Origin of the sequence: Paenibacillus sp. NPDC058367, assembly GCF_042723305.1 — a bacterium.
Classification (GTDB): Bacteria; Bacillota; Bacilli; order Paenibacillales; family Paenibacillaceae; genus Paenibacillus_AQ.
Genome location: NZ_JBHXIZ010000003.1, coordinates 347,549 through 369,116, shown reverse-complemented (window position 1 = coordinate 369,116; position 21,568 = coordinate 347,549). Strand labels below are relative to the sequence as shown.

Annotated in this window: 26 protein-coding genes; 23 read left to right on the top strand and 3 right to left on the bottom strand. The window is 45.0% G+C overall.

Annotation, left to right across the window (positions count from 1 at the left end; translation table 11 throughout):
- The first annotated feature begins 26 nt into the window (after positions 1-26).
- The 3 genes from mntR (at position 27) to ACFWMP_RS18555 (ending at position 3,408) form a co-directional block, all read left to right on the top strand.
- A complete protein-coding gene (mntR, locus tag ACFWMP_RS18565) occupies positions 27-452 on the top strand; it encodes a transcriptional regulator MntR (protein ID WP_042190488.1) in 426 nt (141 codons plus the stop codon).
- A 303-nt stretch (positions 453-755) separates the two neighbouring features.
- A complete protein-coding gene (locus ACFWMP_RS18560) occupies positions 756-2,387 on the top strand; it encodes a family 10 glycosylhydrolase (protein WP_379424438.1) in 1,632 nt (543 codons plus the stop codon).
- A 91-nt stretch (positions 2,388-2,478) separates the two neighbouring features.
- Entirely contained in the window at positions 2,479-3,408 is a 930-nt protein-coding gene (locus tag ACFWMP_RS18555; RefSeq protein ID WP_379424437.1) for a patatin-like phospholipase family protein, read from the top strand.
- A gap of 80 nt (positions 3,409-3,488) precedes the next feature.
- Here ACFWMP_RS18555 and ACFWMP_RS18550 read toward each other — a convergent pair whose 3' ends face one another.
- Together ACFWMP_RS18550 and ACFWMP_RS18545 are read right to left on the bottom strand one after the other, a co-directional pair.
- The gene (locus ACFWMP_RS18550) at positions 3,489-3,830 is read right to left on the bottom strand and encodes a hypothetical protein (protein ID WP_042190481.1); all 342 of its coding nucleotides are present in this window, start codon (positions 3,828-3,830) and stop codon (positions 3,489-3,491) included.
- A 7-nt stretch (positions 3,831-3,837) separates the two neighbouring features.
- Positions 3,838-4,785 (bottom strand): DUF1385 domain-containing protein, encoded by a 948-nt coding sequence (locus ACFWMP_RS18545; RefSeq protein ID WP_371916578.1) that lies wholly within the window; start codon positions 4,783-4,785, stop codon positions 3,838-3,840.
- A 207-nt stretch (positions 4,786-4,992) separates the two neighbouring features.
- On the opposite strand from ACFWMP_RS18545, the gene ACFWMP_RS18540 reads away from it, so the two are divergent.
- From ACFWMP_RS18540 to ACFWMP_RS18525, 4 genes are all read left to right on the top strand, one after another.
- Positions 4,993-5,484, top strand: a complete 492-nt coding sequence (locus ACFWMP_RS18540; protein ID WP_076284474.1) for a YqhR family membrane protein — start codon at positions 4,993-4,995, stop codon at positions 5,482-5,484.
- Positions 5,485-5,558: 74 nt separating this feature from the next.
- Positions 5,559-6,629 (top strand): M24 family metallopeptidase, encoded by a 1,071-nt coding sequence (locus tag ACFWMP_RS18535; protein ID WP_076300855.1) that lies wholly within the window; start codon positions 5,559-5,561, stop codon positions 6,627-6,629.
- 47 nt (positions 6,630-6,676) lie between these two features.
- Complete coding sequence (gene efp / locus ACFWMP_RS18530) at positions 6,677-7,234, top strand: elongation factor P (protein WP_042190473.1); 558 nt, start codon at positions 6,677-6,679, stop codon at positions 7,232-7,234.
- A 302-nt stretch (positions 7,235-7,536) separates the two neighbouring features.
- Positions 7,537-8,790 carry an aspartate kinase gene (locus ACFWMP_RS18525; protein ID WP_379424436.1) on the top strand — a complete coding sequence of 418 codons (1,254 nt, stop codon included), beginning with the start codon at positions 7,537-7,539 and terminating at the stop codon, positions 8,788-8,790.
- A 96-nt stretch (positions 8,791-8,886) separates the two neighbouring features.
- Here ACFWMP_RS18525 and ACFWMP_RS18520 read toward each other — a convergent pair whose 3' ends face one another.
- Entirely contained in the window at positions 8,887-9,753 is an 867-nt protein-coding gene (locus ACFWMP_RS18520; RefSeq protein ID WP_081382878.1) for a YitT family protein, read from the bottom strand.
- Positions 9,754-10,055: 302 nt separating this feature from the next.
- On the opposite strand from ACFWMP_RS18520, the gene ACFWMP_RS18515 reads away from it, so the two are divergent.
- The 16 genes from ACFWMP_RS18515 (at position 10,056) to folD (ending at position 21,557) form a co-directional block, all read left to right on the top strand.
- Positions 10,056-10,319 (top strand): YqhV family protein, encoded by a 264-nt coding sequence (locus ACFWMP_RS18515; protein ID WP_371915730.1) that lies wholly within the window; start codon positions 10,056-10,058, stop codon positions 10,317-10,319.
- Positions 10,320-10,401: 82 nt separating this feature from the next.
- The gene (spoIIIAA, locus tag ACFWMP_RS18510; RefSeq protein WP_339266316.1) at positions 10,402-11,403 is read left to right on the top strand and encodes a stage III sporulation protein AA; all 1,002 of its coding nucleotides are present in this window, start codon (positions 10,402-10,404) and stop codon (positions 11,401-11,403) included.
- Positions 11,396-11,914, top strand: a complete 519-nt coding sequence (spoIIIAB, locus tag ACFWMP_RS18505) for a stage III sporulation protein SpoIIIAB (RefSeq protein WP_042190466.1) — start codon at positions 11,396-11,398, stop codon at positions 11,912-11,914. The genes spoIIIAA and spoIIIAB overlap by 8 nt, the downstream gene beginning before the upstream one ends.
- A 13-nt stretch (positions 11,915-11,927) precedes the next feature.
- The gene (spoIIIAC, locus tag ACFWMP_RS18500; RefSeq protein ID WP_036682849.1) at positions 11,928-12,131 is read left to right on the top strand and encodes a stage III sporulation protein AC; all 204 of its coding nucleotides are present in this window, start codon (positions 11,928-11,930) and stop codon (positions 12,129-12,131) included.
- Between the two features lie 7 nt (positions 12,132-12,138).
- On the top strand, positions 12,139-12,528 hold the full coding sequence (gene spoIIIAD / locus ACFWMP_RS18495) for a stage III sporulation protein AD (RefSeq protein WP_042129828.1): 390 nt from the start codon (positions 12,139-12,141) through the stop codon (positions 12,526-12,528).
- Between the two features lie 42 nt (positions 12,529-12,570).
- Complete coding sequence (spoIIIAE, locus tag ACFWMP_RS18490) at positions 12,571-13,812, top strand: stage III sporulation protein AE (RefSeq protein WP_042190464.1); 1,242 nt, start codon at positions 12,571-12,573, stop codon at positions 13,810-13,812.
- Between the two features lie 104 nt (positions 13,813-13,916).
- Positions 13,917-14,678, top strand: a complete 762-nt coding sequence (spoIIIAF, locus tag ACFWMP_RS18485) for a stage III sporulation protein AF (protein ID WP_379424435.1) — start codon at positions 13,917-13,919, stop codon at positions 14,676-14,678.
- Between the two features lie 40 nt (positions 14,679-14,718).
- Complete coding sequence (gene spoIIIAG / locus ACFWMP_RS18480) at positions 14,719-15,360, top strand: stage III sporulation protein AG (RefSeq protein ID WP_379424434.1); 642 nt, start codon at positions 14,719-14,721, stop codon at positions 15,358-15,360.
- 67 nt (positions 15,361-15,427) lie between these two features.
- The gene (locus tag ACFWMP_RS18475; protein ID WP_379424433.1) at positions 15,428-16,354 is read left to right on the top strand and encodes a SpoIIIAH-like family protein; all 927 of its coding nucleotides are present in this window, start codon (positions 15,428-15,430) and stop codon (positions 16,352-16,354) included.
- A gap of 147 nt (positions 16,355-16,501) precedes the next feature.
- Complete coding sequence (gene accB, locus ACFWMP_RS18470) at positions 16,502-17,011, top strand: acetyl-CoA carboxylase biotin carboxyl carrier protein (RefSeq protein ID WP_042190457.1); 510 nt, start codon at positions 16,502-16,504, stop codon at positions 17,009-17,011.
- Between the two features lie 54 nt (positions 17,012-17,065).
- Positions 17,066-18,409, top strand: a complete 1,344-nt coding sequence (gene accC, locus ACFWMP_RS18465; RefSeq protein ID WP_042190455.1) for an acetyl-CoA carboxylase biotin carboxylase subunit — start codon at positions 17,066-17,068, stop codon at positions 18,407-18,409.
- 114 nt (positions 18,410-18,523) lie between these two features.
- The gene (locus tag ACFWMP_RS18460; protein ID WP_042132343.1) at positions 18,524-18,940 is read left to right on the top strand and encodes an Asp23/Gls24 family envelope stress response protein; all 417 of its coding nucleotides are present in this window, start codon (positions 18,524-18,526) and stop codon (positions 18,938-18,940) included.
- Positions 18,941-19,014: 74 nt separating this feature from the next.
- Positions 19,015-19,554 carry an alkaline shock response membrane anchor protein AmaP gene (amaP, locus tag ACFWMP_RS18455; RefSeq protein ID WP_042129814.1) on the top strand — a complete coding sequence of 180 codons (540 nt, stop codon included), beginning with the start codon at positions 19,015-19,017 and terminating at the stop codon, positions 19,552-19,554.
- A gap of 15 nt (positions 19,555-19,569) precedes the next feature.
- Positions 19,570-19,803 (top strand): DUF2273 domain-containing protein, encoded by a 234-nt coding sequence (locus ACFWMP_RS18450; protein ID WP_042190453.1) that lies wholly within the window; start codon positions 19,570-19,572, stop codon positions 19,801-19,803.
- A gap of 298 nt (positions 19,804-20,101) precedes the next feature.
- Positions 20,102-20,554 carry a transcription antitermination factor NusB gene (gene nusB, locus ACFWMP_RS18445; protein ID WP_042190451.1) on the top strand — a complete coding sequence of 151 codons (453 nt, stop codon included), beginning with the start codon at positions 20,102-20,104 and terminating at the stop codon, positions 20,552-20,554.
- Positions 20,555-20,699: 145 nt separating this feature from the next.
- On the top strand, positions 20,700-21,557 hold the full coding sequence (gene folD / locus ACFWMP_RS18440; RefSeq protein ID WP_042129810.1) for a bifunctional methylenetetrahydrofolate dehydrogenase/methenyltetrahydrofolate cyclohydrolase FolD: 858 nt from the start codon (positions 20,700-20,702) through the stop codon (positions 21,555-21,557).
- Positions 21,558-21,568 lie beyond the last annotated feature (11 nt).

Below are 21,568 nucleotides of genomic sequence, written 5' to 3'. Positions count from 1 at the left end.
TCATTATAGAAAAGAGGTAAAGTTTAATGCCAACACCCAGCATGGAGGATTATTTGGAGCGCATATACAAGCTCATAGATGAGAAAGGTTATGCGCGGGTCTCGGATATTGCCGAGGGACTGGAAGTACACCCCTCCTCTGTGACCAAGATGATCCAAAAACTGGATAAGGACGAATATCTCATCTATGAGAAATATCGTGGGCTTGTCCTAACCAACAAAGGGAAAAAAGTAGGAAAACGTCTGGTTGATCGCCATCAACTATTGGAGGAATTCCTCGGATTGATCGGAGTACAGCAGGAATACATTTATAATGATGTTGAAGGAATCGAGCATCACTTAAGTTGGGATTCGATTACGCGTATTGAAACATTGGTAGAATATTTCCGCCGCGACGAAGAACGTGTACAGACTTTATATGCGATTCACAACGAACTGACAAGCGATTCTTGAAATGTTTTTCCCGAAACGGATACTGTCCTAAAAGTTATGCGCAGCAAGGCTTTCGTGAGCATAATCAGTGGATAGTATAGCCGTTTCTATTTTGTTTAGTGCAACCTTTCCCAGTTTTTAGCGTCAAAACGGATACAGTCCTTTAAAAATATAAGAGAGTATGAGTTTTATTCGGTACTTCTTATATTTTTTGCAGAGACAGATACCCCCTTTTTAGAAGGAGGCATTCTCTCATCTGCTTGAAGGATTTATCCGTTTTTTCTTATTTTTTGGATACATATTTTTTAGATTTGGGGAGGAATTATGAATTATCGTAAATGGATGTTGAGTTTGTTAGTACTTATGTTGTTTCTGCCTTTATGGTCTCCTGGTGCACGCGCGGCAGCGGTGCAAATTACGATTGAACTGGATGGAGAGGCGCTGGTTAGTGATGTGCCTCCGTATATCACAACTTCCAATGTAACGATGGTGCCAATAAGTGTGATCAGTAAAGGATTAAATGCCGGCGTAGTATGGAATCAAAATAGTAAGACTGTAACGATCACTCAAGGAGAGACGGTTCTTAAGCTGACCAGTGGCCTGAAAAATGCATGGGTAAATGATACTTCGGTAGCGCTGGATACATCCGTGCAGATTAAGCAGGGGCGGGTAATGGTACCCATTCGTTTTGTAAGTGAGCAATTGGGACTGCAGGTGTTATGGGATCAGGTTAATAAGCATATTTCCTTGATCTCCAACACTGAACCACCACAATCTGTCGATCCAGAAAAACCAACGACACCAACGACACCAACAGTGCCGACGTTACCGACTATCCCTGGTGGATCGACTGGTAAGGAGATGAAGGGGGCTTGGATCTCTACCGTATTCAACCTGGACTGGCCTTCAACGTCTTCGGCAGGAAATGAAGCGAAACAAAAGCAGGAGTTTGATAATTTGTTAGACAAGCTAAAGGCTGTTGGCTTTAATGCTGTATTTGTTCAGATTAGACCTTCAGCAGATAGTCTGTATCCATCGACTTTAGTTCCTTGGTCTAAGGTATTGACGGGTACACAAGGGAAGAATCCGGGATATGATCCTCTAAGCTATATGGTCAGTGCTGCGCATTCCCGCGGCATGCAGTTTCATGCTTGGTTCAACCCATTCCGTGCAACGACGGATGCTTCCACCTCAGCGTTAGCAAGTAACCATGTGGCAAAAGCACATCCAGAATGGATTGTGAATGCCGATGGTAAGAAATACATTAATCCAGGTATTCCGGAGGCTCGCCAGCATATCATCGACACGGTGATTGAAGTGGTTAAAGGTTACGATATCGATGGTGTCCATTTGGATGATTACTTTTATCCTTCAAATGTTACTTTTGCTGATGATGCTGCTTATTCTACCTATAATACGAAAAAGCTTTCTAAAGCTGATTGGCGCCGAGATAATATTAATGAATTTGTCCGTCAGTTGGGAGAACAGATTCATAAGGTGAAGCCAAAGGCTTCTTATGGAATCAGTCCTTTTGGAGTATGGCGAAATATTAAAAATGATAGTACAGGTTCGGACACGACTGCAGGGGTATCTGCTTATGACAGCATGTATGCGGATGTTCGGACTTGGATTAAGCAGGGCTGGATTGATTATGTCGCTCCGCAAATTTATTGGAGTTTGTCCTTTAGCACAGCTCGTTATGACAAGTTAGTAGATTGGTGGGTAAAAGAAGTCGAGAATACGAATGTTAAACTCTACATCGGGTTAGCTGGTTATAAGGTCGGAGCCAGTGATCAAAAGGCTGAATGGCAGAGTGGAGATCAAATTATTAATCAGCTCAAATATAATGAGAAGTACGAAGAGGTTGCAGGTAGTATTATGTTTAGAGCGAATGACGTCGTAGTCCGCAATCCGTTCGGACTGTCGAGCTTACTGACCTTTTATTTTAAATCCTAATAGTTTAGCTGTTATTCATAAGGAGTCATGAATGTTCCCCCGTGCTCATAGATAAGCAATAGAATCTATGGGAAACGGGGGATTTTTGTGTATGGAGATTAACGCAGTATTTGAAGGAGGAGGCGTAAAGGGGATTTCTCTTGCGGGAGCAGTTGAAGCTACAGAAAGGGCAGGCTGGACTTTTAAAAGGGTAGCAGGAACCTCCTCAGGTTCGATTGTAGCCACTTTACTAGCAGCGGGCTATGAAGGGGAGGAAATGTGTCGGATAATCCAAGGAACATCCTTTTCATCGTTTCTGAAGCGAGGTCCCATTTATAATACGGCTATCGTTGGTCCTGCACTGCGAGTGTTATTGAAGAAAGGATTATATTCTGGGGAAGCCTTGGAGTCCTGGATAAGAGCATTATTACTGAAAAAGGGGATCATCACCTTCCGTGATCTGCCTGCCGGTAAATTATCTATCATCGCATCCGATATCACAAATGGAAGGATATTGGTCTTGCCAGATGGCTTGGAGCAGTATGGGATCTCTCCGGAGCATTTTGAAGTGGCCAAGGCAGTGCGAATGAGCTGCAGCATTCCTTATTTTTTTGATCCTGTGATGTTAAGACTAAACGGGCAGGCAGCAAGAGGGAAATCCTTTGCCGAGCAGTTTGTGTATGTTGTAGATGGTGGGCTCTTGAGTAATTTTCCTTTGTGGCTATTTGACAGCAAGAATAATGGGAGCAAACAACCTGGGAGCAGAATTCCTACGGTAGGTTATCAAACGGTAGGTAAGACCGATCCACAGCCGCATAAAATTAGAGGGCCATTCAGTATGCTCCAAGCTCTGGTAACCACCATGCTCTCTGCTCATGATGAGAAGTTTATTGAAGGGGATAAATTTGTTCGTACGGTAAAAATTCCTACGCTTGGGATTGGGACGACTCAATTTGAAATTACAAAAGCGCAAAGCGATGAAATGTATGCTGCTGGACTTAAAGCAGGAGAAGATTTCTTTAAGGAGTGGCGACCAAGATAACGAGCGAGGTATCCATATGAGAAAAAAGCATCCCGCACGTTACTTAAAACGTGGAGATGCTTTTTGGAGTTCTTATGAAGTTAGTGATACTTCGGAAGCTGATCGTCATTTTTCCCTTTACTTCCTTCGATCACTTGGAAAGGATAGCTTTTGCGTTTGCCTGGTGCAGCTTGAGTCTTGCGAATTCCTGCTACCTTTGACATGGTTTTCTGGGAAGGCTTCACTTTAACCTTAGATCCACTGCTGCTACGAGCGTATTTGCCTGGTCCCATTTTTTTGTAAGCATAATAAATGATTGCTAACAGTACTAGGGGGAGAATCAGCTTCGACAGCGTAAAGAAGGGCTCAGTCAAGACACCAATCACAAAACCGAAAATCGCAAGCGTAACCGTAATCCAAAAAATTAAAGCATGCCTGATCATAGATCACTCATCCTTTCGCAGGATCCAATATGCCGCCTGACACACTTGCCTCCGAATATCCTCTTGCTTCAATCGCAGCATCAAGCTCACGCATACGGTTAAAAGAGGCAATAGATACTTCTACCTGATCGTCTTTTGGCTCTTTGGTTGTAAGGAGTTGCAGCCACAATCCAGGGTAACCCAGATATTTAAGGCCTGGTACTTCTCTTACCGCATTGGTTCCCTTTAGAACTTCGAACGATACACCAATTACGACTGGCAACAAGATAATCCGCTGGATCACTCGTTCCCAAAGATTATCCCATGGGACTACGGAGTAAATGATCACACCGAGGATAATCGTCAGCATCATAAAGCTACTTCCACAGCGGTAATGCAGACGGCTGTATTTCTGAACGTTCTGAACAGTCAGTTCTTCGCCTGCTTCAAAAGCGCTGATGACTTTATGTTCGGCGCCGTGATACTGGAACAGTCGCTTGATCACAGGTGTTTGAGAAATCGCCCATAAATAGACCAGCAAGAGAATCATTTTGATGCCGCCTTCTATGAGGTTGTGCAGTACGTAGTTATCAAATACATTTTTAAATAAAAAATCCTCTACAAATACCGGAACAAGCGTAAAAATGAGCTTTCCGAACAAGAAGGAGAGAATACCCATTACAGCAACCCCAAAAATCATTCCAAGGCTCCAGCCCTCATCCTTTTTCTTCGGCTTCGCTTTTTCCTTCTCGATATCTTCCGGTTCCAATTCATCTTCAGCGTAGGATTCGGCTGAATAGTTCAAGTGCTTAGAGCCTTTAGCGCTGGCATCTATTATACTGACAAGGCCGCGAAGCAGCGGAATCTTGCGCAGTTTCGTGACCCAGCTCTTATCGCTTTTGGGTACTTCTAAAAATGTGATTTCCTGATTCTTGCGTCGCACGGCTGTTACATTGATATGCTTACCGCCGAACATGACGCCTTCAATGACGGCTTGGCCGCCGTAACTGGGAGTTTCCTGGGACAACCAATTCACCTTCTCGTATTTAATATGATTTATATAATACATTGTAACTAATTTTTGAAGACATTACTAGTTGGATCGCCTTTTGCTGTACATACTATCTTCTAGAGAGAACGAGAGATAAATCGGCATTGAAAATAAAGAAAGCGAGGCAATTTCATGAGCAAATCTCATCAACAACAATCGGGGCATACAAATATTTGGCTTTTTGCACTCGAATTAGGTTTTTTTGCAGGATTAATTTGGGGTGGGCTTCATTGGCTAGTCTATTGGTTCAGTTTTACCAAAGTCAGCCCTGGCTTTATCGCAGAGCCTTTTTTCAGGCATGCGTTTTTGACAACAGCATTTGGACATTTCGTGGGATATATGATGTTTATTGTATTTTCGGTCATCGCCTCCATGCTGTATGTTCTGCTTCTCCGTAAGCTGAAGGGACCTTGGCCAGGCCTGGTCTACGGCGTTTTATGGTGGGCGATTATATTTATTCCTGGTTCGCAGATGTTTCTTATGCAGCCCCCATTCAAGCTGCCGTGGAACACTGTCATTAGTGAGTTCTGCATTTTTCTGCTATGGGGAATGTTCATTGGATATACAGCAGCGATCGAGTATACGGACGAACGGAAGCGTGAGCAAAGTACAGCGCTTGCCTAACGGCGCGAAAAAACTTCTCAAGGGGATATCCCTATGTTAAAATACAATGTGGCTATTTCGAGAGGAGAATGAAAATGGGTAACAAGCGTGTCTCCAAGCTGCGTAAGGTTTTGCAGGATCAAGGATTGGATGCAATGTTGATAACTAGCGGTTATAACCGCCGCTATTTAAGTGGATTTACCGGATCGTCCGGTTATGTACTGGTGACAAGTGATGATTGTTATCTGCTGACTGACTTCAGGTATATGACACAGGCCGCGGACCAAGCAATGGGGGTTAAGGTTGTAGAACATACAACTAAGTTCATTGATACAGTTCGCGAGCTTCTGCCTTCTGGTAAAGAGGTACGTATCGGTTTCGAACAGGATGATGTTTCATTCAGCGCGTACACTTCATATGCAGAAGCACTTAAGCCGGCAGTGTTAGTTCCAATTTCCAAAGCTGTGGAAGACCTTCGTATGTTCAAGGATGAGGAAGAGCTTGCCGTTATGCAACGTGCAGCAGATCTTGCCGATGCTACATTCAGTCATATTCTGAACGTGATCAAGCCGGGCATGACTGAGCGCGATGTTGATTTGGAAATGGAATTTTATATGCGTACCCATGGTGCAACTTCTTCATCGTTTGATACGATTGTTGCTTCAGGTGAACGCTCGTCCATGCCACACGGCGTAGCAAGCAGCCGTGTAATTCAAGGCAATGAATTCATTACCCTTGATTTCGGTGCATTACTTGATGGCTATTGCTCAGATGTGACAAGAACCATCGCACTCGGAGCACCGGATCCGAAGCTGAAAGAGATCTATGATATTGTGCTGGAAGCTCAGTTACATACTTTAGCACATATCAAGCCGGGTATGACTGGACGGGAATGTGATGCCTTGGCACGTGATATCATTGCTAGCTACGGATATGGTGAACAATTTGGACACAGCACAGGCCATGGACTTGGAATGGAAGTTCATGAGTGGCCGCGTTTGTCCAAACTTAGCGACGATATTATGCAGCCGGGGATGGTAGTAACTGTGGAGCCTGGTATTTATTTGCCGGGAATTGGCGGAGTACGTATTGAAGACGACATTGTGATCACGGAGAGCGGAATATCACTGCTGACCCATTCGTCTAAAGAATATACAGTACTGTAAGTAAGTGTGATGTATTAGATTGAATATAAATTTTGGAGGGATTTTTAGTGATTTCAGTAAATGATTTTAAAACAGGTTTGACCGTAGAGGTAGAGGGAGATATTTTTACCGTTATTGATTTCCAACACGTTAAGCCAGGTAAAGGCGCAGCATTTGTTCGTTCCAAGCTTAAGAACTTGCGTAACGGTAATACAGTAGAGCGTACATTCCGTGCAGGTGAAACGATTGGCCGTGCTATTATCGAAAACCGTGGTGTACAATATCTCTATGCCAGTGGATCGGACCACGTATTTATGGATAACGAAACTTATGACCAATTCGAATTGTCCGAAAAGCAATTGGAATGGGAATTGAATTTCCTTAAAGAGAACATGACTGTAAACATCGTTAGTTACAAAGGTGAGATTCTTGGGATCAACCTTCCTACCAGCGTAGAGTTGAAGGTTGTTGAAACTGAGCCTGGCGTTAAAGGAAACACGGCTCAAGGTGCTACGAAATCGGCCAAGCTTGAAACCGGACATAGTGTTCAGGTTCCATTGTTCATCAACGAGGAAGACATCTTGCTGGTTGATACTCGTGAAGGTAAATATATCTCCCGCGCGTAGGAAACAGAACAATAACCTGGATATTACCAGAAGAGCCTCCCCGTTTATACGGTGGAGGTTTTTTTATGAACAGTAACGGATAAAGATGCTATGGAAACCTACATTAAAATACTGGAAGTTGAGTAAAATAAGCACAGCTGAAGGGCAGATGCTGACCTTATCTTTTTTTTTCACAGCGGGGAAATTTAATAAATTTTTTATGAAACCATTAACGCAAGGCACTGTTTTCGTATTATACTGATTTAAAGCGGGAAACCGATTAGAAGCAACTACATAGACCGATATGGGGAGTGAATGGGACTTTGTCACTTTATGTTATGAAATTCGGAGGCAGCTCCGTCGGCGACACTGAACGAATGAAACGCGTCGCGGGGCGCATCGCAGACAAGCAAGATGAGGGACATCGCTGCGTTGTGGTTGTATCTGCAATGGGGGATACAACAGATGATTTGATCGATACGGCGAAGCAACTAAACGGGCAGCCGCCCGCACGTGAAATGGATATGTTGATGACGACAGGTGAACAAATCTCCGTCGCTCTATTGTCCATTGCCCTGCATGGGATCGGGCGGAATGCAGTTTCTTATACAGGATGGCAGGCTGGATTCCGAACAGACGAAACTCACGGCAGAGCTCGTATCAATGAAATTGACCCGCGTCGTGTATTAGCGTCTTTGGAGCGTGAACAGATCGTGATCGTTGCAGGCTTTCAGGGAATGACTGTGGACGGTGAGATCACCACATTAGGCCGCGGTGGTTCGGACACAACAGCCGTAGCATTGGCTGCTGCTATTCAAGCAGATGTATGCGAGATCTATACCGATGTAGATGGTATTTACTCCACAGACCCACGTATTGTGAAGACGGCACGTAAGCTGAAGGAAATCTCTTACGATGAAATGCTGGAGCTTGCCAATCTGGGAGCAGCTGTATTACATCCACGTGCAGTGGAGTACGCTAAGCGTCATCAAGTTAAGCTGGTCGTTAGATCGAGCTTTAATCATAATGAAGGTACTGTTGTGAAGGAGGAAATAAGCATGGAGCAGGGAATCGTAGTTAGTGGTATTGCATTTGATAAGAATGTAGCACGTGTCAGTATTCTTGGAGTTCCTGATGTACCAGGTGTACTCGCTCAGGTCTTCGGCAAGCTTGCTGAAGAGGGCGTTAACGTAGATATCATCGTACAAAGTGGTGTTCAGAATGAGCAGGCTGACTTCTCATTTACAGTTTCTCTTGATGAGCTGGATCGGGCGAAGGAAGTAATTAAAGAAATTCATAAAACTTTGCCTTATCGTGAAGTTACCTCCGAGGATAACCTGGTGAAGGTATCCATCGTTGGTGCTGGTATGGTCAGCCATCCAGGGGTAGCGGCTCAAATGTTTGATGTACTCTCCCAAGAGGGTGTAAGCATCAAGATGGTCAGCACTTCTGAGATCAAAGTATCTTGCGTTATTGAATCAGGCAATTTGCCATCAATCATACAGGCGCTTCATACCGCCTACAATCTCGATACAACAGAGCAGGCTTTTGTCGGAGGTCCTAAAGATCGCCGATAAGAGCTGCTGAGTAAACAAAGAGGGATGCCTTACAGCCAAATGGCTGCGGGCATCCCTTTTCATTTATATAACAGCAAGGGAGGTAGGTCCCTGAATTTATCCTAATCGTTTGAACCGGCCCTGAATCTCTACAGTCTCCACAACGTTGACGAAGGAGCTTGGGTCTGCCTCAAGAATAGTTCTCCGCAGATTTGCAAGTTCATACCGAGTCGTTACAGTCATTAGCATGGTATTTCCCTCATGACTGTATCCACCCTCTGCATTGACGACAGTGATGCCATGAGGTAACTCTCTTAGACGGGTTAACATCATCTCCCGTTCTTTGGTAACGATAAAGCAGGTCAGCTTCACATGGCGAATATGGATCATATCGACTACTCTACTCTTTACAAAAATACAGAGCATAGCGTATAAGGCGGAATCCCAGCTTTTAAAGAAGCCTAAACTCAGAATAACTAATCCATCCATTAAGAACATGATATTCCCCATGGGAATATCCCGTTTACGTGAAATAATCGAGCCTAATATATCAAATCCCCCAGAAGAGCCCCCAGTACGGAGAGAAAAACCAACGCCCCCAGCAATAATTACTCCGCCGAAAATACTTGCAAGAATGGGGTCCTTGGTCATTTGCACCTCAGGAATAATGGTAATGAACCAGGTGGTGGCCACGACGGAAAGCAAGCTTAGTAAGATGTACTTTTTCCCCACTGCAATAAATCCCCAGACAATTAAAGGAAGGTTTATTACAAAATAAAGCTTAGAAATGTACTTCGGATCCGTTAAATAACCGACGACCGAAGCCACCCCTGCTACCCCACCGCTCAGAAGCTGATGAGGAATTAGAAACAATCGCATCCCGCTTGCAATTAAAAAGGCTGAAAAAATAATGATAGCTACTTCCTTGAGTGGTCTGACTACGGTCCGCATGTTTTGCGGTAACCCGTAACTTCGAACTTGCATGACACAAATCCCCTCTTTTTCTTATGTCTTTATAGTCTGCTCTTTTTGAAAATATAAACCCACTATATTTCCAATTAACAAGGATACCACAGATGGAAGTGTTCGTAAAAAATAATTTTATCGTACTGATTATATTTATTTATATAGGTGTGTACTATGAACTCTTTCACAGTTGGACTTGCAATTCTGTCATTTCTCCTTGTCTAAAGTGAGTAATTATCGCATATCCATGGATAAGAGAAGGACAAACAAGCCCTGAATATCATTCTGTATGAAATAGTAAAAGTTAGGAGTGGAGTGGATTGGACAAGTATGTAAGCTGGATGGCGACTCTTCGACTGTTCTCGGGTAGTGCGGAGATTATAGCTGCACTGATTATGCTGCGGTTGAATCAGGTAGACAAGGCGCTTGCAGTCAATTCTGGACTAGCTTTGGTAGGCCCGACGATCTTGATATTGACGACAGCGATCGGACTTACAGGGATGGCTCAGCAGTTGTCCTGGAGCAAACTGGGCTGGGTCGGTTGCGGTGTAGCCTTTCTCTTAATCGGGATTCTAAAAAAATGATAGATGATAGGCATATTGAGCGCGTACAAGCATAAATATGGAATAAAGCAATTAGATAGAGGACAACTTGGGGGTACTTTGTATGGCAGATGATTGGTTGCAATTGTTTCCTGAAAAAGTAAGAGCACTATTAAAGTGCCTTCCCCTTCCGCTACTTGGAATGGTGGAAGAGATTCGGGTCCGTGAAGGTCGTCCGCTGGAGATTAACTATTCAGGTAAATATCACTTTCTTAGAGCAAATGGCAGCGTAACGCAAAGGCCGGAAGAAGCCTATAGGCCGGATCGGGAGGACACTCATAGACTGCTAGATCTGATTAGCAACCATTCACTATATACGATGGAAGAAGAGCTGAGAAAGGGATTTATTACGATTCCTGGCGGCCATCGAATAGGACTTGCTGGTCGGACGGTGCTGAGTGGTGGTGGTGTGGAGCATCTACGCGACATTACAAGCTTCAATGTCCGCATAGCCCGTGAGGTTCCCGGAGTCGCGGATAAAGTGCTACCTTATCTGCTGGACAAGGGGAGGCAACGAATGATGCACACCTTGATCCTCTCGCCTCCACAGCACGGGAAGACAACACTTCTTCGCGATATCGCAAGACAAATCTCCTTAGGAGATTTGGGGAAACGTGAAGGCGGAAGACCCGGTATGAAGGTGGGGATTGTCGATGAACGTTCTGAAATTGCCGGAAGCAGACGCGGGATTCCCGCCTTTGATGTTGGTCCGCGCACAGATATCCTCGACGGCTGTCCCAAAGCTGAAGGCATGATGATGATGATTCGTTCCTTGTCACCGGATGTATTGATCGCTGATGAGATTGGTCGTCCTGAAGACGCTGAAGCAGTCACTGAAGCGCTGCATGCTGGAATATCAGTCGTTGCTTCGGCTCACGGTAAAGAAGTAATAGAACTGGCTCGTAGACCCGGGCTTGGCGGGCTATTGGAACAAAAGATGTTCGAAAGATACGTCATTCTGCATCGCTCAGAAGCAGGACTCTCCTTTCGTGTTCTGGATGGACAGAAACGCGGATTACTTCTTATCTCACCCGGGGATCGATTAGGTGGTGATTTACATGCTTAAGCTATTCGGTGCCGTTCTGATTGTGCTGGCTGGTACGTTAGCAGGGCTCCAATTTGCAAAACAATATGCAGACAGGCCAAGACATATCAGAGGCTTGATAGCAGCGCTACAGCGGCTGGAAACAGAAATTATGTACGGCTTTACCCCATTGCCTGAAGCTATGCGGCGCATTGGGATTCAGTCTAAGGAACCGCTCAAAACGTTGTTTATTAAAACAGCTGAGGAGATGAGCCCACCCCATGATCGAAGTGCCCAGGATGCCATTCAGAGGGCTATGGACTCGCATTGGAAGTCTACCGCATTGAAGGGGACAGAAAAAGAGATTCTCCGCCAGCTCAGTTGTACTCTCGGTACAAGCGATAGGTCCAATCAGAGCACTCATATCGCGTTAGCATTGCAGCAATTGAAGCAGGAGGAGTCGGTGGCCAGAGAGGATCAAGGCAAATATGAAAAATTGAGTAAAAGCCTGGGTCTGCTGCTTGGAGCATTGATCGTCATTTTGATCTTTTAGCGAGGTGCCAGGAATGAATATTGAAGTCAATGCGATTTTTCAAATTGCCGGCATTGGCATAATTATCGCCATGATACACACGGTGCTTAAACAGATGGGAAAAGAAGATTTCGCACATTGGGTTACCGTAATCGGGTTCGTCGTCGTGCTATTTATGGTTATTCGAATGCTGGACGGACTGTTGCAGGAAATAAAAACGATCTTTCTTTTTCAATAGGCGTGCTATGGAGATCATTCAAGTTGTTGGAATAGGGCTGATATCGACCATATTGATTCTCGTGCTGAAGGAACAAAAACCGATGTTTGCCTTTCTCCTCGCTACTGCCACAGGGATTCTGATCTTCCTGTTTCTAATCGGCAAGATTGGAATGATACTTTCCACACTGGAGCGGGTGGCAGAGTCATCGGGGATGGAAATGATCTATTTGAAGACCGTGTTCAAAATCATCGGAATTTCATATATCGCTGAATTTGGAGCACAGATTGTGCGTGATGCAGGGCAGGAATCGATTGCTTCCAAAATAGAGCTCGCCGGAAAAGTCCTCATTATGGTACTAGCTGTACCCATTATCAGCATCATTATTGAAACGGTCATGAAGCTGCTGCCTGCTTAAAGCAATTGAAGGAAGCTAAGCAACGATTAGGGAGGAGAAGTTATGCAAAAGTGCAGTGTTTTTCGTCCTCCAAAATTAAAAATAATACTGCTGCTGCTCCCATGCTTCTTCATTCTATGGTTTGCAGGTACAGCTCAGGTGGCCATAGCTTCTCCAGCAACTCCAGCACCTGGATCGGGGAACTCCTCCCCAGTAGACCAGTGGGTCAAGGGTCAGGTGAACAATCTGCCAACAGATAAGGTGGAGTCGTACTGGGATCAACTGATGAAGGATTACGGAGGTTTTTTTCCAGACGGGGCAACACCATCACTTATGGACATGCTGCTTCCAGGGGATAAGGGACTCAGCTTACAAGGTGTATTATCTGGGCTTCTTGGATTTATGTGGCATGAGGTGCTGTACAACGGAAGGCTGCTGGTCACGATTGTCATGGTCAGTGTGCTCAGCATGATACTGGAGACGCTACAAACCGCTTTTGAGCGAAAAACGGTCAGCAAGGTGGCTTATACGCTCTGTTATATGGTAGTGCTCGTTATTGCCGTGAACAGCTTCAATATCGCTATAGGTTATGCGAAGGATGCTATCGACCGGATGATTGATTTTATGATGGCCATGATTCCGCTACTGTTCGCGTTACTAGCTTCCATGGGGAACATTGTTACCGTCTCGGTCACACATCCACTAATTGTTTTTATGATTCATACCGTTGGCACACTGATCCACACCATTGTCTTTCCACTATTATTCTTCTCGGCGGTGCTGCATCTCGTAAGTGCATTGTCGGAGAAATACAAGCTGACCCAGTTGGCGAATCTGCTAAGAAATATCGGAGCTGGATTACTAGGAGTACTGCTCACTGTGTTCCTCGGTGTGATTTCAGTCAGGGGAATTACGAGTTCAGTGACAGATGGTGTTACGATCCGGGCCGCTAAATATATTACAGGCAACTTTGTTCCGGTCATCGGAAAAATGTTCGCAGATGCAACAGACACAGTGATCTCAGCTTCACTCCTGGTGAAGAACGCTATTGGGCTATCCGGAGTGATCATCATTTTGTTCCTTTGCGCTTTTCCGGCGATCAAAATTCTGGTGCTTGCTCTGATCTACAATGTAGCTGCTGCTGTAATGCAGCCATTAGGAGAGACGCCGATTGTGGTCTGCCTCCAGACCATCGGAAAAAGCATGGTGTACGTATTCGCTGCTTTGGCAGCTGTATCGTTAATGTTTTTTATGGCCGTCACGATCATGCTAACCGCTGGCAATTTAACCGTCATGATGAGGTGAGCTTGAAGGCTATGCTAACAAAACTTAGCGGGTGCTTACGAAGCTAGTTTTGTACGAAGAAATTCTCTTAAGGCTATGCTAACAAAACTTTTAGGAGGGAAACGATGAGCTGGTTGGGCGATTGGCTACGAGAGATCATACTTGTCGTGCTGCTAGCATCATTCGTTGAATTACTGCTCCCAAGCAAATCCATGGAGCGTTATGCAAGGCTGGTGCTGAGCCTCCTGATCTTACTTACCATGCTTAGCCCGATCGTTTCTCTCCTTAAAGGTGACGCAATAGCCGAGCTGAGTATAGCCATGGGGCGTCAGGAGAAAGAGGGAGGCTTATTCACAGGAGGGGGAAGTGGAGATCCCTCTTTGGAAAAGATTCTGGCAGATGGTCAAAAGCTTGCGCAAGGGCGACAGGATCAAAGTCTAAAGCTGGCCGCAGAAGAGGTTGCTGAGCAAATGAGGGAGCAGATCATCAGCGAGACCGGCAAACGCGGGGTTAATGTCACTGTAACGCTCGGCATGGGGAAATCCGGCGGCTCTGGTAATGAAGATATTCCTGTCATCTCTGCAGTGAAGGTCTCAATGTCCCAAGCAGCAGCTAATTCCATAGGGGCTTCCGGTACTTCCAGCGCAGCCGCTGCTCCGCCGATTGCAATCGCTCCTGTAGAGCCTGTAGAAGTAAAGATCGGTACGAATCCAGAAAATGGATCAGCTTCTGCAGATGAGCCCAAAGCAGTGAACGGAAATGTAACAGAAAATAACACGCCTTCAAGTGAAACGGAGTCCATCGTAAAGCTGTTGGAACAAAAATGGGATTTGGATCCCAAAGTAATCCAAGTGGATGGCGGCGTTGTGAATAACATCAAGTTATGAGTCTGTAGCTTCTAAACTATCAATGTTAGGAGGGATAGGAGTGGGCAATTGGCTGAAAAAGCTGGAGCAATGGGCTGGGGGTGGGGCTGGCAGTCCGAAGAGAAGTCATACTTTCCGCTGGCTAATCATTCTGGGTCTGCTGGGCGCAGCGATTATGCTGTTTAATTCCTTCGTCAATGTGAAGAAGATTGATAACGAGAATACGGGGCGTGAGCCACCGTTGAATCAGTCCTCCCAAACGGCGCTGGTGCAGAGTGATACTGGAGCGACTAACTCGTTCGAGAGTATTGAACAGACACTGGAGAACCGGACGAAGGAGATTTTGGAAAAAATCGTTGGTGTCGGTACCGTTGATATCATGGTCACTGTGGAATCCACGGAAGAAATTGTCGTGGTGCGAAATATGAACGACTCCCAGCAGCTTAGTGAGGAGACGGATGCCAGTGGTGGAAAACGTCACACGACACAATATACGAGGGATGGCGAAATCGTAACCTACTCGCAATCGGGTGATGAAACACCTATTGTGACGAAGCGGATTAAGCCTCAGGTACGCGGCGTACTGGTAGTTGCCAAAGGTGCAGAGAACAAAGTCGTTCGTGGACTTATCGAGCAGGCTATCGAAAAAGGCTTGAATGTCCCAATTCAGCGCATTTCAGTAGTACCACGCAAACAAGAGTAGCAGGAGAAAGTCAAGAAGTGAGTGCTTCCGAAGCAGCCACTAGATTAAATTTTAGGAGGAATTAAGAATGAACGGCAAAAGACAAACAATATGGTTGGTTTCTATGCTCAGTTTGATGGTTGTACTCTCGGCATACTATTTATTTACTGAAGATTCAGGTGCATCGGTTCCAAAAGACACAGCAGGAACTATGCAGGTAGACTCCTTGAAAAAAGATACAGCAAACGCAGCATTACCAACGGTTGGCGACAAAGGCATCGTTGTGAACGAAGTTGTCAATCAAGGAGATGTTGTTGCTGATGGAGGCGTTGTAGATAACGCTAGCGGCACTACAGCCACTGACGATAGTGCAGCCACTGCAACTACTGATGACAGTGCAACTACAGCGGTTAAGGATGATAGCAGTAAAGCAGCAGACAGCGGTAACTCTGAGAAAGCTTCTACGGACACTGCTGCAAAAGACTCCAGTAAAACTTCTGACACAGCAACTAAGGACACAGCAGTTAAGGATACAGTAACTAAGGATACAGTAACTAAGGATACGGCAGCTAAGGATACAGCGGCTACTACAACATCCAAAACCCCTGCTAAGAATGATAAAGAAATCCTGGATGAAGTAGCTTCACAAAGTGTATCGGCGAGCAGCATGTTCACTAACTACCTGTATGAACGTGAGCAAAAGAATCTAAAGAGCCAACAAGACTTACTGGCTTTGATTAACGATATGGAGAAGACGCCTGCTGATAACGCAGTTGCTCAAGAACAGCTCCTTAACCTTGAAGAAAAAGAATCTAAAATTACGGGCATCGAAGAACAGCTTCAACAAAAATATGGGGAAGCCATCGTGAAGGAAGAAGCTGGGGACAGCTATAAAGTAGTCGTCCTGAGTGACAAGCTGGATGTAAAACAAGCGGTTAGCATCGTTGATCTCGTAATGAAGGAACTGAGTGTGTCTCAGGATAAAGTTAGTGTTCAATACGTTTCCGAGAAATAATAAGACGTGAAATTATAGGAAAAATGACGAAAGAGCTCGGGTTCTCCCGGGCTCTTTCCATTTCTAGCGTTTATGATATAATACATAAAGTTATCTTGTCCGCTTAAGAAGTGGCTTCGAGAGAAAGCTGAAGGAGTGAACTAATGTATGTTCAAGTTGAGCGAAATTAAGGAATTAATTAAATTGCTGGACCAGACCTCCTCTGTACATGAGTTGGAGATCGAAAGCGAAGGAATGAAGCTTGCAATTCGCAAACCGGATCGCCCTGAAGCTGATGGAACAGCAGTACAGGCGACTCCTTATAATGCCTATCCCTTTACGCCTGCCCCGCAGCCGCAGAGCGTGCAGCAAGTGTCCTATCCAGTAATCAGTGAGGTTCCTCCAGCGCAGCAGCCACAAGCCGTCGCAGAAGGCAAACTACATAAAATTGTATCTCCAATGGTGGGAACATTTTATAGTGCCGCTTCTCCGGAAATGCCATCGTTTGTTAATGTTGGAGACCGTGTTGGTGAGAAAACAACGGTATGCATTATCGAAGCGATGAAGCTGATGAATGAGCTGGAAGCGGAGATTAAAGGTGAAATCGTGTCCGTACTGGCCGAGAATGGTCAGCTTGTAGAATACGGTCAACCACTATTCTTGGTTAAACCGGAATAAATACCGCAGATTACTTATGGAGCGGAAGCTTCGCAAAACTTTGGGAGGAAACGCATGAACATTCAAAAAGTGTTGATTGCCAACCGCGGCGAAATCGCGGTCCGCATTATTAGGGCCTGCCGAGAACTGGGCATTTCCACCGTCGCGGTCTATTCGGAACCCGACCGGGATTCACTGCATGTCCGGTTGGCTGATGAAGCTTACTGCATCGGTCCGATGCCGTCCAAGGACAGCTATCTGAACTTTACAAATATTATGAGTGTAGCCACCTTAACAGAATGTGATGCCATCCATCCTGGTTATGGATTTTTAGCTGAGAATGCAGATTTTGCAGAGATTTGTGAATCTTGCAATATTATCTTCATTGGGCCATCTCCAGATGCAATCAACCGTATGGGTGATAAAGCTGTGGCGAAGGAAACCATGAAGCTGGCTGGAGTTCCGATCATCCCGGGCTCAGATGGCCTTGTAGGTGATGTTGAGGAAGCCGTCATGCTGGGTCGTGATATCGGATACCCGATTATCATTAAGGCTACCGCAGGTGGCGGGGGTAAGGGCATTCGGATTGCTGAGGACGAGGAATCATTGGTGAAGCAGATTACTGCTGCACAACAGGAAGCGCAGAAGGCGTTCGGCAACGCTGGTGTATATTTGGAAAAGTACCTTACAGGTATGAAGCACGTAGAAATTCAAATTATTGCAGATAAGCATGGTAATGTAGTGCATTTAGGTGAACGCGACTGTTCCGTACAGCGTCGTCGCCAAAAGCTGATTGAAGAGGCACCTTGTTCTGTACTTACACCGGATATCCGTGAAGCGATGGGGAATGCAGCAGTTCGTGCAGCACTCGCTGTGAATTATTCGGGAGCGGGAACGCTTGAATTCTTGCTTGGACCGGATGGACAGTTCTACTTCATGGAGATGAATACTCGTATTCAGGTAGAGCATCCGGTAACGGAAATGGTTACGGGTGTGGATTTGATCAAGGAAATGATTTCGGTTGCAGAAGGAAATCCTTTGTCATTTACACAGGAAGATATCGTGATTAATGGCTGGTCGATTGAATGCCGTATCAATGCGGAAGATCCAGAACGTAATTTTATGCCTTCACCAGGTAAAATCGGCTTTTATTTGCCGCCTGGAGGTCTCGGTGTTCGTGTAGACAGCGCGGCGTACCCTGGGTATACGATTTCCCCTTTCTATGATTCTATGATTGCAAAGCTGATTGTATGGGCACCCACACGTCAGGAAGCGATTGCAAAGATGAAGCGTGCCTTGGCTGAATTTGCCGTGGAGGGAATCCATACTACGATCCCTTTCCATCAGAAACTGTTGGAGCATCCTGTATTTCTGGATGGTAATTTTGACATCAAGTTTCTGGAAGAGTATGAAATTTAGGACGACTTCGCTTTGTTTGTCATAAAGTTCGTCAAATGATATAGTATGTTTAATAAGAGACGTGCTTTACGCTTGAATTTATGAGAATCTTTGTTGAAAGGTGTGAAGTCTAAAATGAGTACATTGCCGACAGAATACGAACGGACAGAAATCGGTGAGATCCAGATTGCTCCTGAAGTGATCGAGGTGATCGCAGGTTTAGCGACCGTTGAGGTTAAAGGTGTAGCTGGCATGAGCGGTGGTTTCGCCGGTGGTATTGTTGAGCTTCTCGGACGTAAGAACTTGTCTAAAGGAGTTAAAGTAGAGGTTGGACAACGCGAAGCTGCAGTGGATGTTTCTGTAATCATTGAATATGGTAACCGTCTTCCTGAAGTGGCTGCTGAAATTCAGCGTAATGTTAAGCGTTCCATCGAGACTATGACTGGTCTGACTGTTGTGGAAGTGAATGTGCATATTCATGATGTACAATTCAAGAACAACAACACTGTAGACAAGAACGAGGAAGCTGAAACGGTTCTTCGCGTGAAATAACAGTCGTCGTTCTTCCATAAACCCCCGACAGTAAAGTCGAGGGTTTACTCTAATTTAAGGAGGTTATGAGACTCGTGGCAAAAATTTTGGACAGACTTTTGCTGTTTGTCTACAGCTTAAGTATCGGAATATTATCTGTTATTGCCATCCTCCTCTTGAGCGGTGCTATTCCTAAAACTTTGGAGATTGAGAATGGACCAGCAGCTTATATTACTGCAATTGTAGTAGCAGTTGTCTTGTTCCTTCTGAGCATCCGATTTTTCTATATCTCTTTGCGTCGTGATCGCGCTTCTTTACCTTCTGTTGATCAGCGTACAGAGTATGGGGATATCCAGATTTCAGTGGAGACCATTGAGAATCTGAGTCTGAAGGCTGCCGGTAAAGTGAAGGGAATCAGAGATCTCAAATCGCGTATTCGCGTTTCTCAGGCGGGCCTTGAAATTACAATTCGCGCAGTAGTGGATGGTGAACATTCATTGCCGCTACTAACCACAGAAGTGCAACGTCAGGTGCATGATTTTGTGCAGGAGACAACCGGTATTCCGGTTGCTGATGTGTCTGTATACATTGCTAACCTCACGCAGTCTCCAAGCTTCAAAAGTCGAGTGGAATAGAGGTGAATTTCCCTTATGTCTTGGAAAGAAGTATGGGAAAGTCACGGGGGTAGAATCGCCGGAGTGACTTTCGGCATTGGTCTAGGTTTGATATATTTAATTTGCGGTTTTTGGGATATGTTGTTCTTTGCACTGGTAGTGTTCATCGGATATACGTTCGGCAAAAGAAAGGATAACGCAGAGGCTCCCCTGTTTCAGTGGCAGGAGCTGATTACGCGTCTATCCGGACGCTGGCGTCCCTTCAAGTGAACCGCGATAGTCTTTTTCCCGGAGCAGGAAGCCGTAAGTTTGTGTTGTCCAATGCCCCTGGAAGAAAGACTTTGCGGTTTTTTTAATTGTGAAAGATATCTTTAACGGACATCGGACAATAATCCTCTAAGGATTAGGGATAGAATTCGAAGGATTTGGGCTTAAAATAATTATAGGCGATGTCATTAAAGTCTGAATTATTATCACACTTGAGGTGTGAAGTTATATTTATGGTTGCCCGACGTTATAGAAGTTTGAGTAAAGATGTTAATGCGATATAAGATTTTAGGAGGAACACATGAAAAGACGTATAGCGAGAGAGATTATTGTCCAAAGCCTGTATCAGATGGAAATGAACGATGTAGAGAGCGCGGAAGCTGTGGAAATGCTGCTGGAGGAAGCTTCAGAGGAGAATGAAACAGAGCGTGTAATTACGGACGAAATTCAGCTTAAGCACTATGTGGTGGAGCATGTAAACGGTGTGTGGGAGCACAAGGTTGCAATTGACGATATGCTTGAGCATTACTTGAAAGGCTGGCAAATGAGCCGTCTGTCACGTGTGGATCGTCAAATTTTACGTCTTGCGGCGTATGAAATGGTGTTCGCGAATGATGTTCCGGCTAAGGTTGCTGTGAATGAGGCTATAGATTTGGCCAAGCATTTTGGAACGGATGATTCCGGTAAGTTTGTAAACGGTGTGCTTGGTAAGATGATCCAGGAGATAGATACAATTAAAGCTGACCATTCTTAATTTTAAAAAAATATAAGCAAGTATAAGTTATTCACCTATTCTTTATGTTTTATATTTCTCGCATAAACGCTTACCGTCCACATAAGGACGCCGAAGGCGTTTATGCTTGTACAATAGTAAAGTATATAAAAGGGGAGAGACTATCATGACAGCAGCAATCATCAGTGGTAAACAAGTATCTGAGGAAATTCGTATTGGTATTGCCCAGGAGGTTGCTGAACTGGCGAAACGTGGCGTGAAGCCCGGTCTGGCAGTAATTCTAGTAGGTGAAGATCCAGGATCACAAGTTTATGTTCGCAACAAGGAAAAATCTTGTATCAGCCTTGGTTTCCATTCGGAAGTGCATAAACTGGATGAGTCTACTACTCAAGAAGAATTGCTGGCTCTCGTAGCGCAGCTTAATGGACGCGATGATATTGATGGGATTCTAGTTCAACTTCCATTGCCTAAGCATATTGAGGAAAAAGCTGTTATTGATGCGATCTCCGTGGAGAAAGACGTTGACGGCTTCCACCCTGTAAATGTAGGTAACCTAGTGATTGGTGCTGACAGTCTGCTTCCTTGTACACCTGCAGGTGTAATTGAACTAATCAAACGTACAGGAACAGGAATGGCTGGTAAACATGCTGTGGTCATTGGCCGCAGTAATATTGTAGGTAAGCCAGTGTCTTTGTTATTGCAACGTGAGAATGCTACTGTGACGATGTGCCATTCCCGTACAGCTAATATGCAAGAAATTAGCCGCCAAGCAGATATTCTAGTTGTTGCGATCGGACGCGCGAATTTCATTGACGCTTCGTACGTGAAACCGGGTGCTGTTGTCATTGATGTGGGTATGAACCGTTTGGATAACGGTAAGCTTGCGGGTGACGTTGATTATGATAGTGCAAAAGAAGTTGCCGGATACATCACACCTGTTCCGGGTGGGGTTGGACCGATGACGATTACAATGCTGATGAGCAATACGCTGATTGCGGCTAAACGCCGTCACGGCTTGGAATAGGGGTAGGAATT

Coding starts and splice junctions, on each gene's coding strand:
- ACFWMP_RS18520 (WP_081382878.1), bottom strand. CDS start 9,753: ATGCAAGTTCGAAGTTACGGGTTACCGCAAAACATGCGGACCGTAGTC.
- ACFWMP_RS18545 (WP_371916578.1), bottom strand. CDS start 4,785: ATGTTCGGCGGTAAGCATATCAATGTAACAGCCGTGCGACGCAAGAAT.
- ACFWMP_RS18550 (WP_042190481.1), bottom strand. CDS start 3,830: ATGATCAGGCATGCTTTAATTTTTTGGATTACGGTTACGCTTGCGATT.
- spoIIIAF (WP_379424435.1), top strand. CDS start 13,917: ATGAGCTGGTTGGGCGATTGGCTACGAGAGATCATACTTGTCGTGCTG.
- spoIIIAD (WP_042129828.1), top strand. CDS start 12,139: ATGGAGATCATTCAAGTTGTTGGAATAGGGCTGATATCGACCATATTG.
- accC (WP_042190455.1), top strand. CDS start 17,066: ATGAACATTCAAAAAGTGTTGATTGCCAACCGCGGCGAAATCGCGGTC.
- mntR (WP_042190488.1), top strand. CDS start 27: ATGCCAACACCCAGCATGGAGGATTATTTGGAGCGCATATACAAGCTC.
- ACFWMP_RS18555 (WP_379424437.1), top strand. CDS start 2,479: ATGGAGATTAACGCAGTATTTGAAGGAGGAGGCGTAAAGGGGATTTCT.
- ACFWMP_RS18540 (WP_076284474.1), top strand. CDS start 4,993: ATGAGCAAATCTCATCAACAACAATCGGGGCATACAAATATTTGGCTT.
- ACFWMP_RS18460 (WP_042132343.1), top strand. CDS start 18,524: ATGAGTACATTGCCGACAGAATACGAACGGACAGAAATCGGTGAGATC.
- ACFWMP_RS18560 (WP_379424438.1), top strand. CDS start 756: ATGAATTATCGTAAATGGATGTTGAGTTTGTTAGTACTTATGTTGTTT.
- ACFWMP_RS18450 (WP_042190453.1), top strand. CDS start 19,570: ATGTCTTGGAAAGAAGTATGGGAAAGTCACGGGGGTAGAATCGCCGGA.
- ACFWMP_RS18535 (WP_076300855.1), top strand. CDS start 5,559: ATGGGTAACAAGCGTGTCTCCAAGCTGCGTAAGGTTTTGCAGGATCAA.
- spoIIIAE (WP_042190464.1), top strand. CDS start 12,571: ATGCAAAAGTGCAGTGTTTTTCGTCCTCCAAAATTAAAAATAATACTG.
- spoIIIAA (WP_339266316.1), top strand. CDS start 10,402: ATGGCAGATGATTGGTTGCAATTGTTTCCTGAAAAAGTAAGAGCACTA.
- ACFWMP_RS18475 (WP_379424433.1), top strand. CDS start 15,428: ATGAACGGCAAAAGACAAACAATATGGTTGGTTTCTATGCTCAGTTTG.
- nusB (WP_042190451.1), top strand. CDS start 20,102: ATGAAAAGACGTATAGCGAGAGAGATTATTGTCCAAAGCCTGTATCAG.
- spoIIIAC (WP_036682849.1), top strand. CDS start 11,928: ATGAATATTGAAGTCAATGCGATTTTTCAAATTGCCGGCATTGGCATA.
- accB (WP_042190457.1), top strand. CDS start 16,502: ATGTTCAAGTTGAGCGAAATTAAGGAATTAATTAAATTGCTGGACCAG.
- spoIIIAB (WP_042190466.1), top strand. CDS start 11,396: ATGCTTAAGCTATTCGGTGCCGTTCTGATTGTGCTGGCTGGTACGTTA.
- folD (WP_042129810.1), top strand. CDS start 20,700: ATGACAGCAGCAATCATCAGTGGTAAACAAGTATCTGAGGAAATTCGT.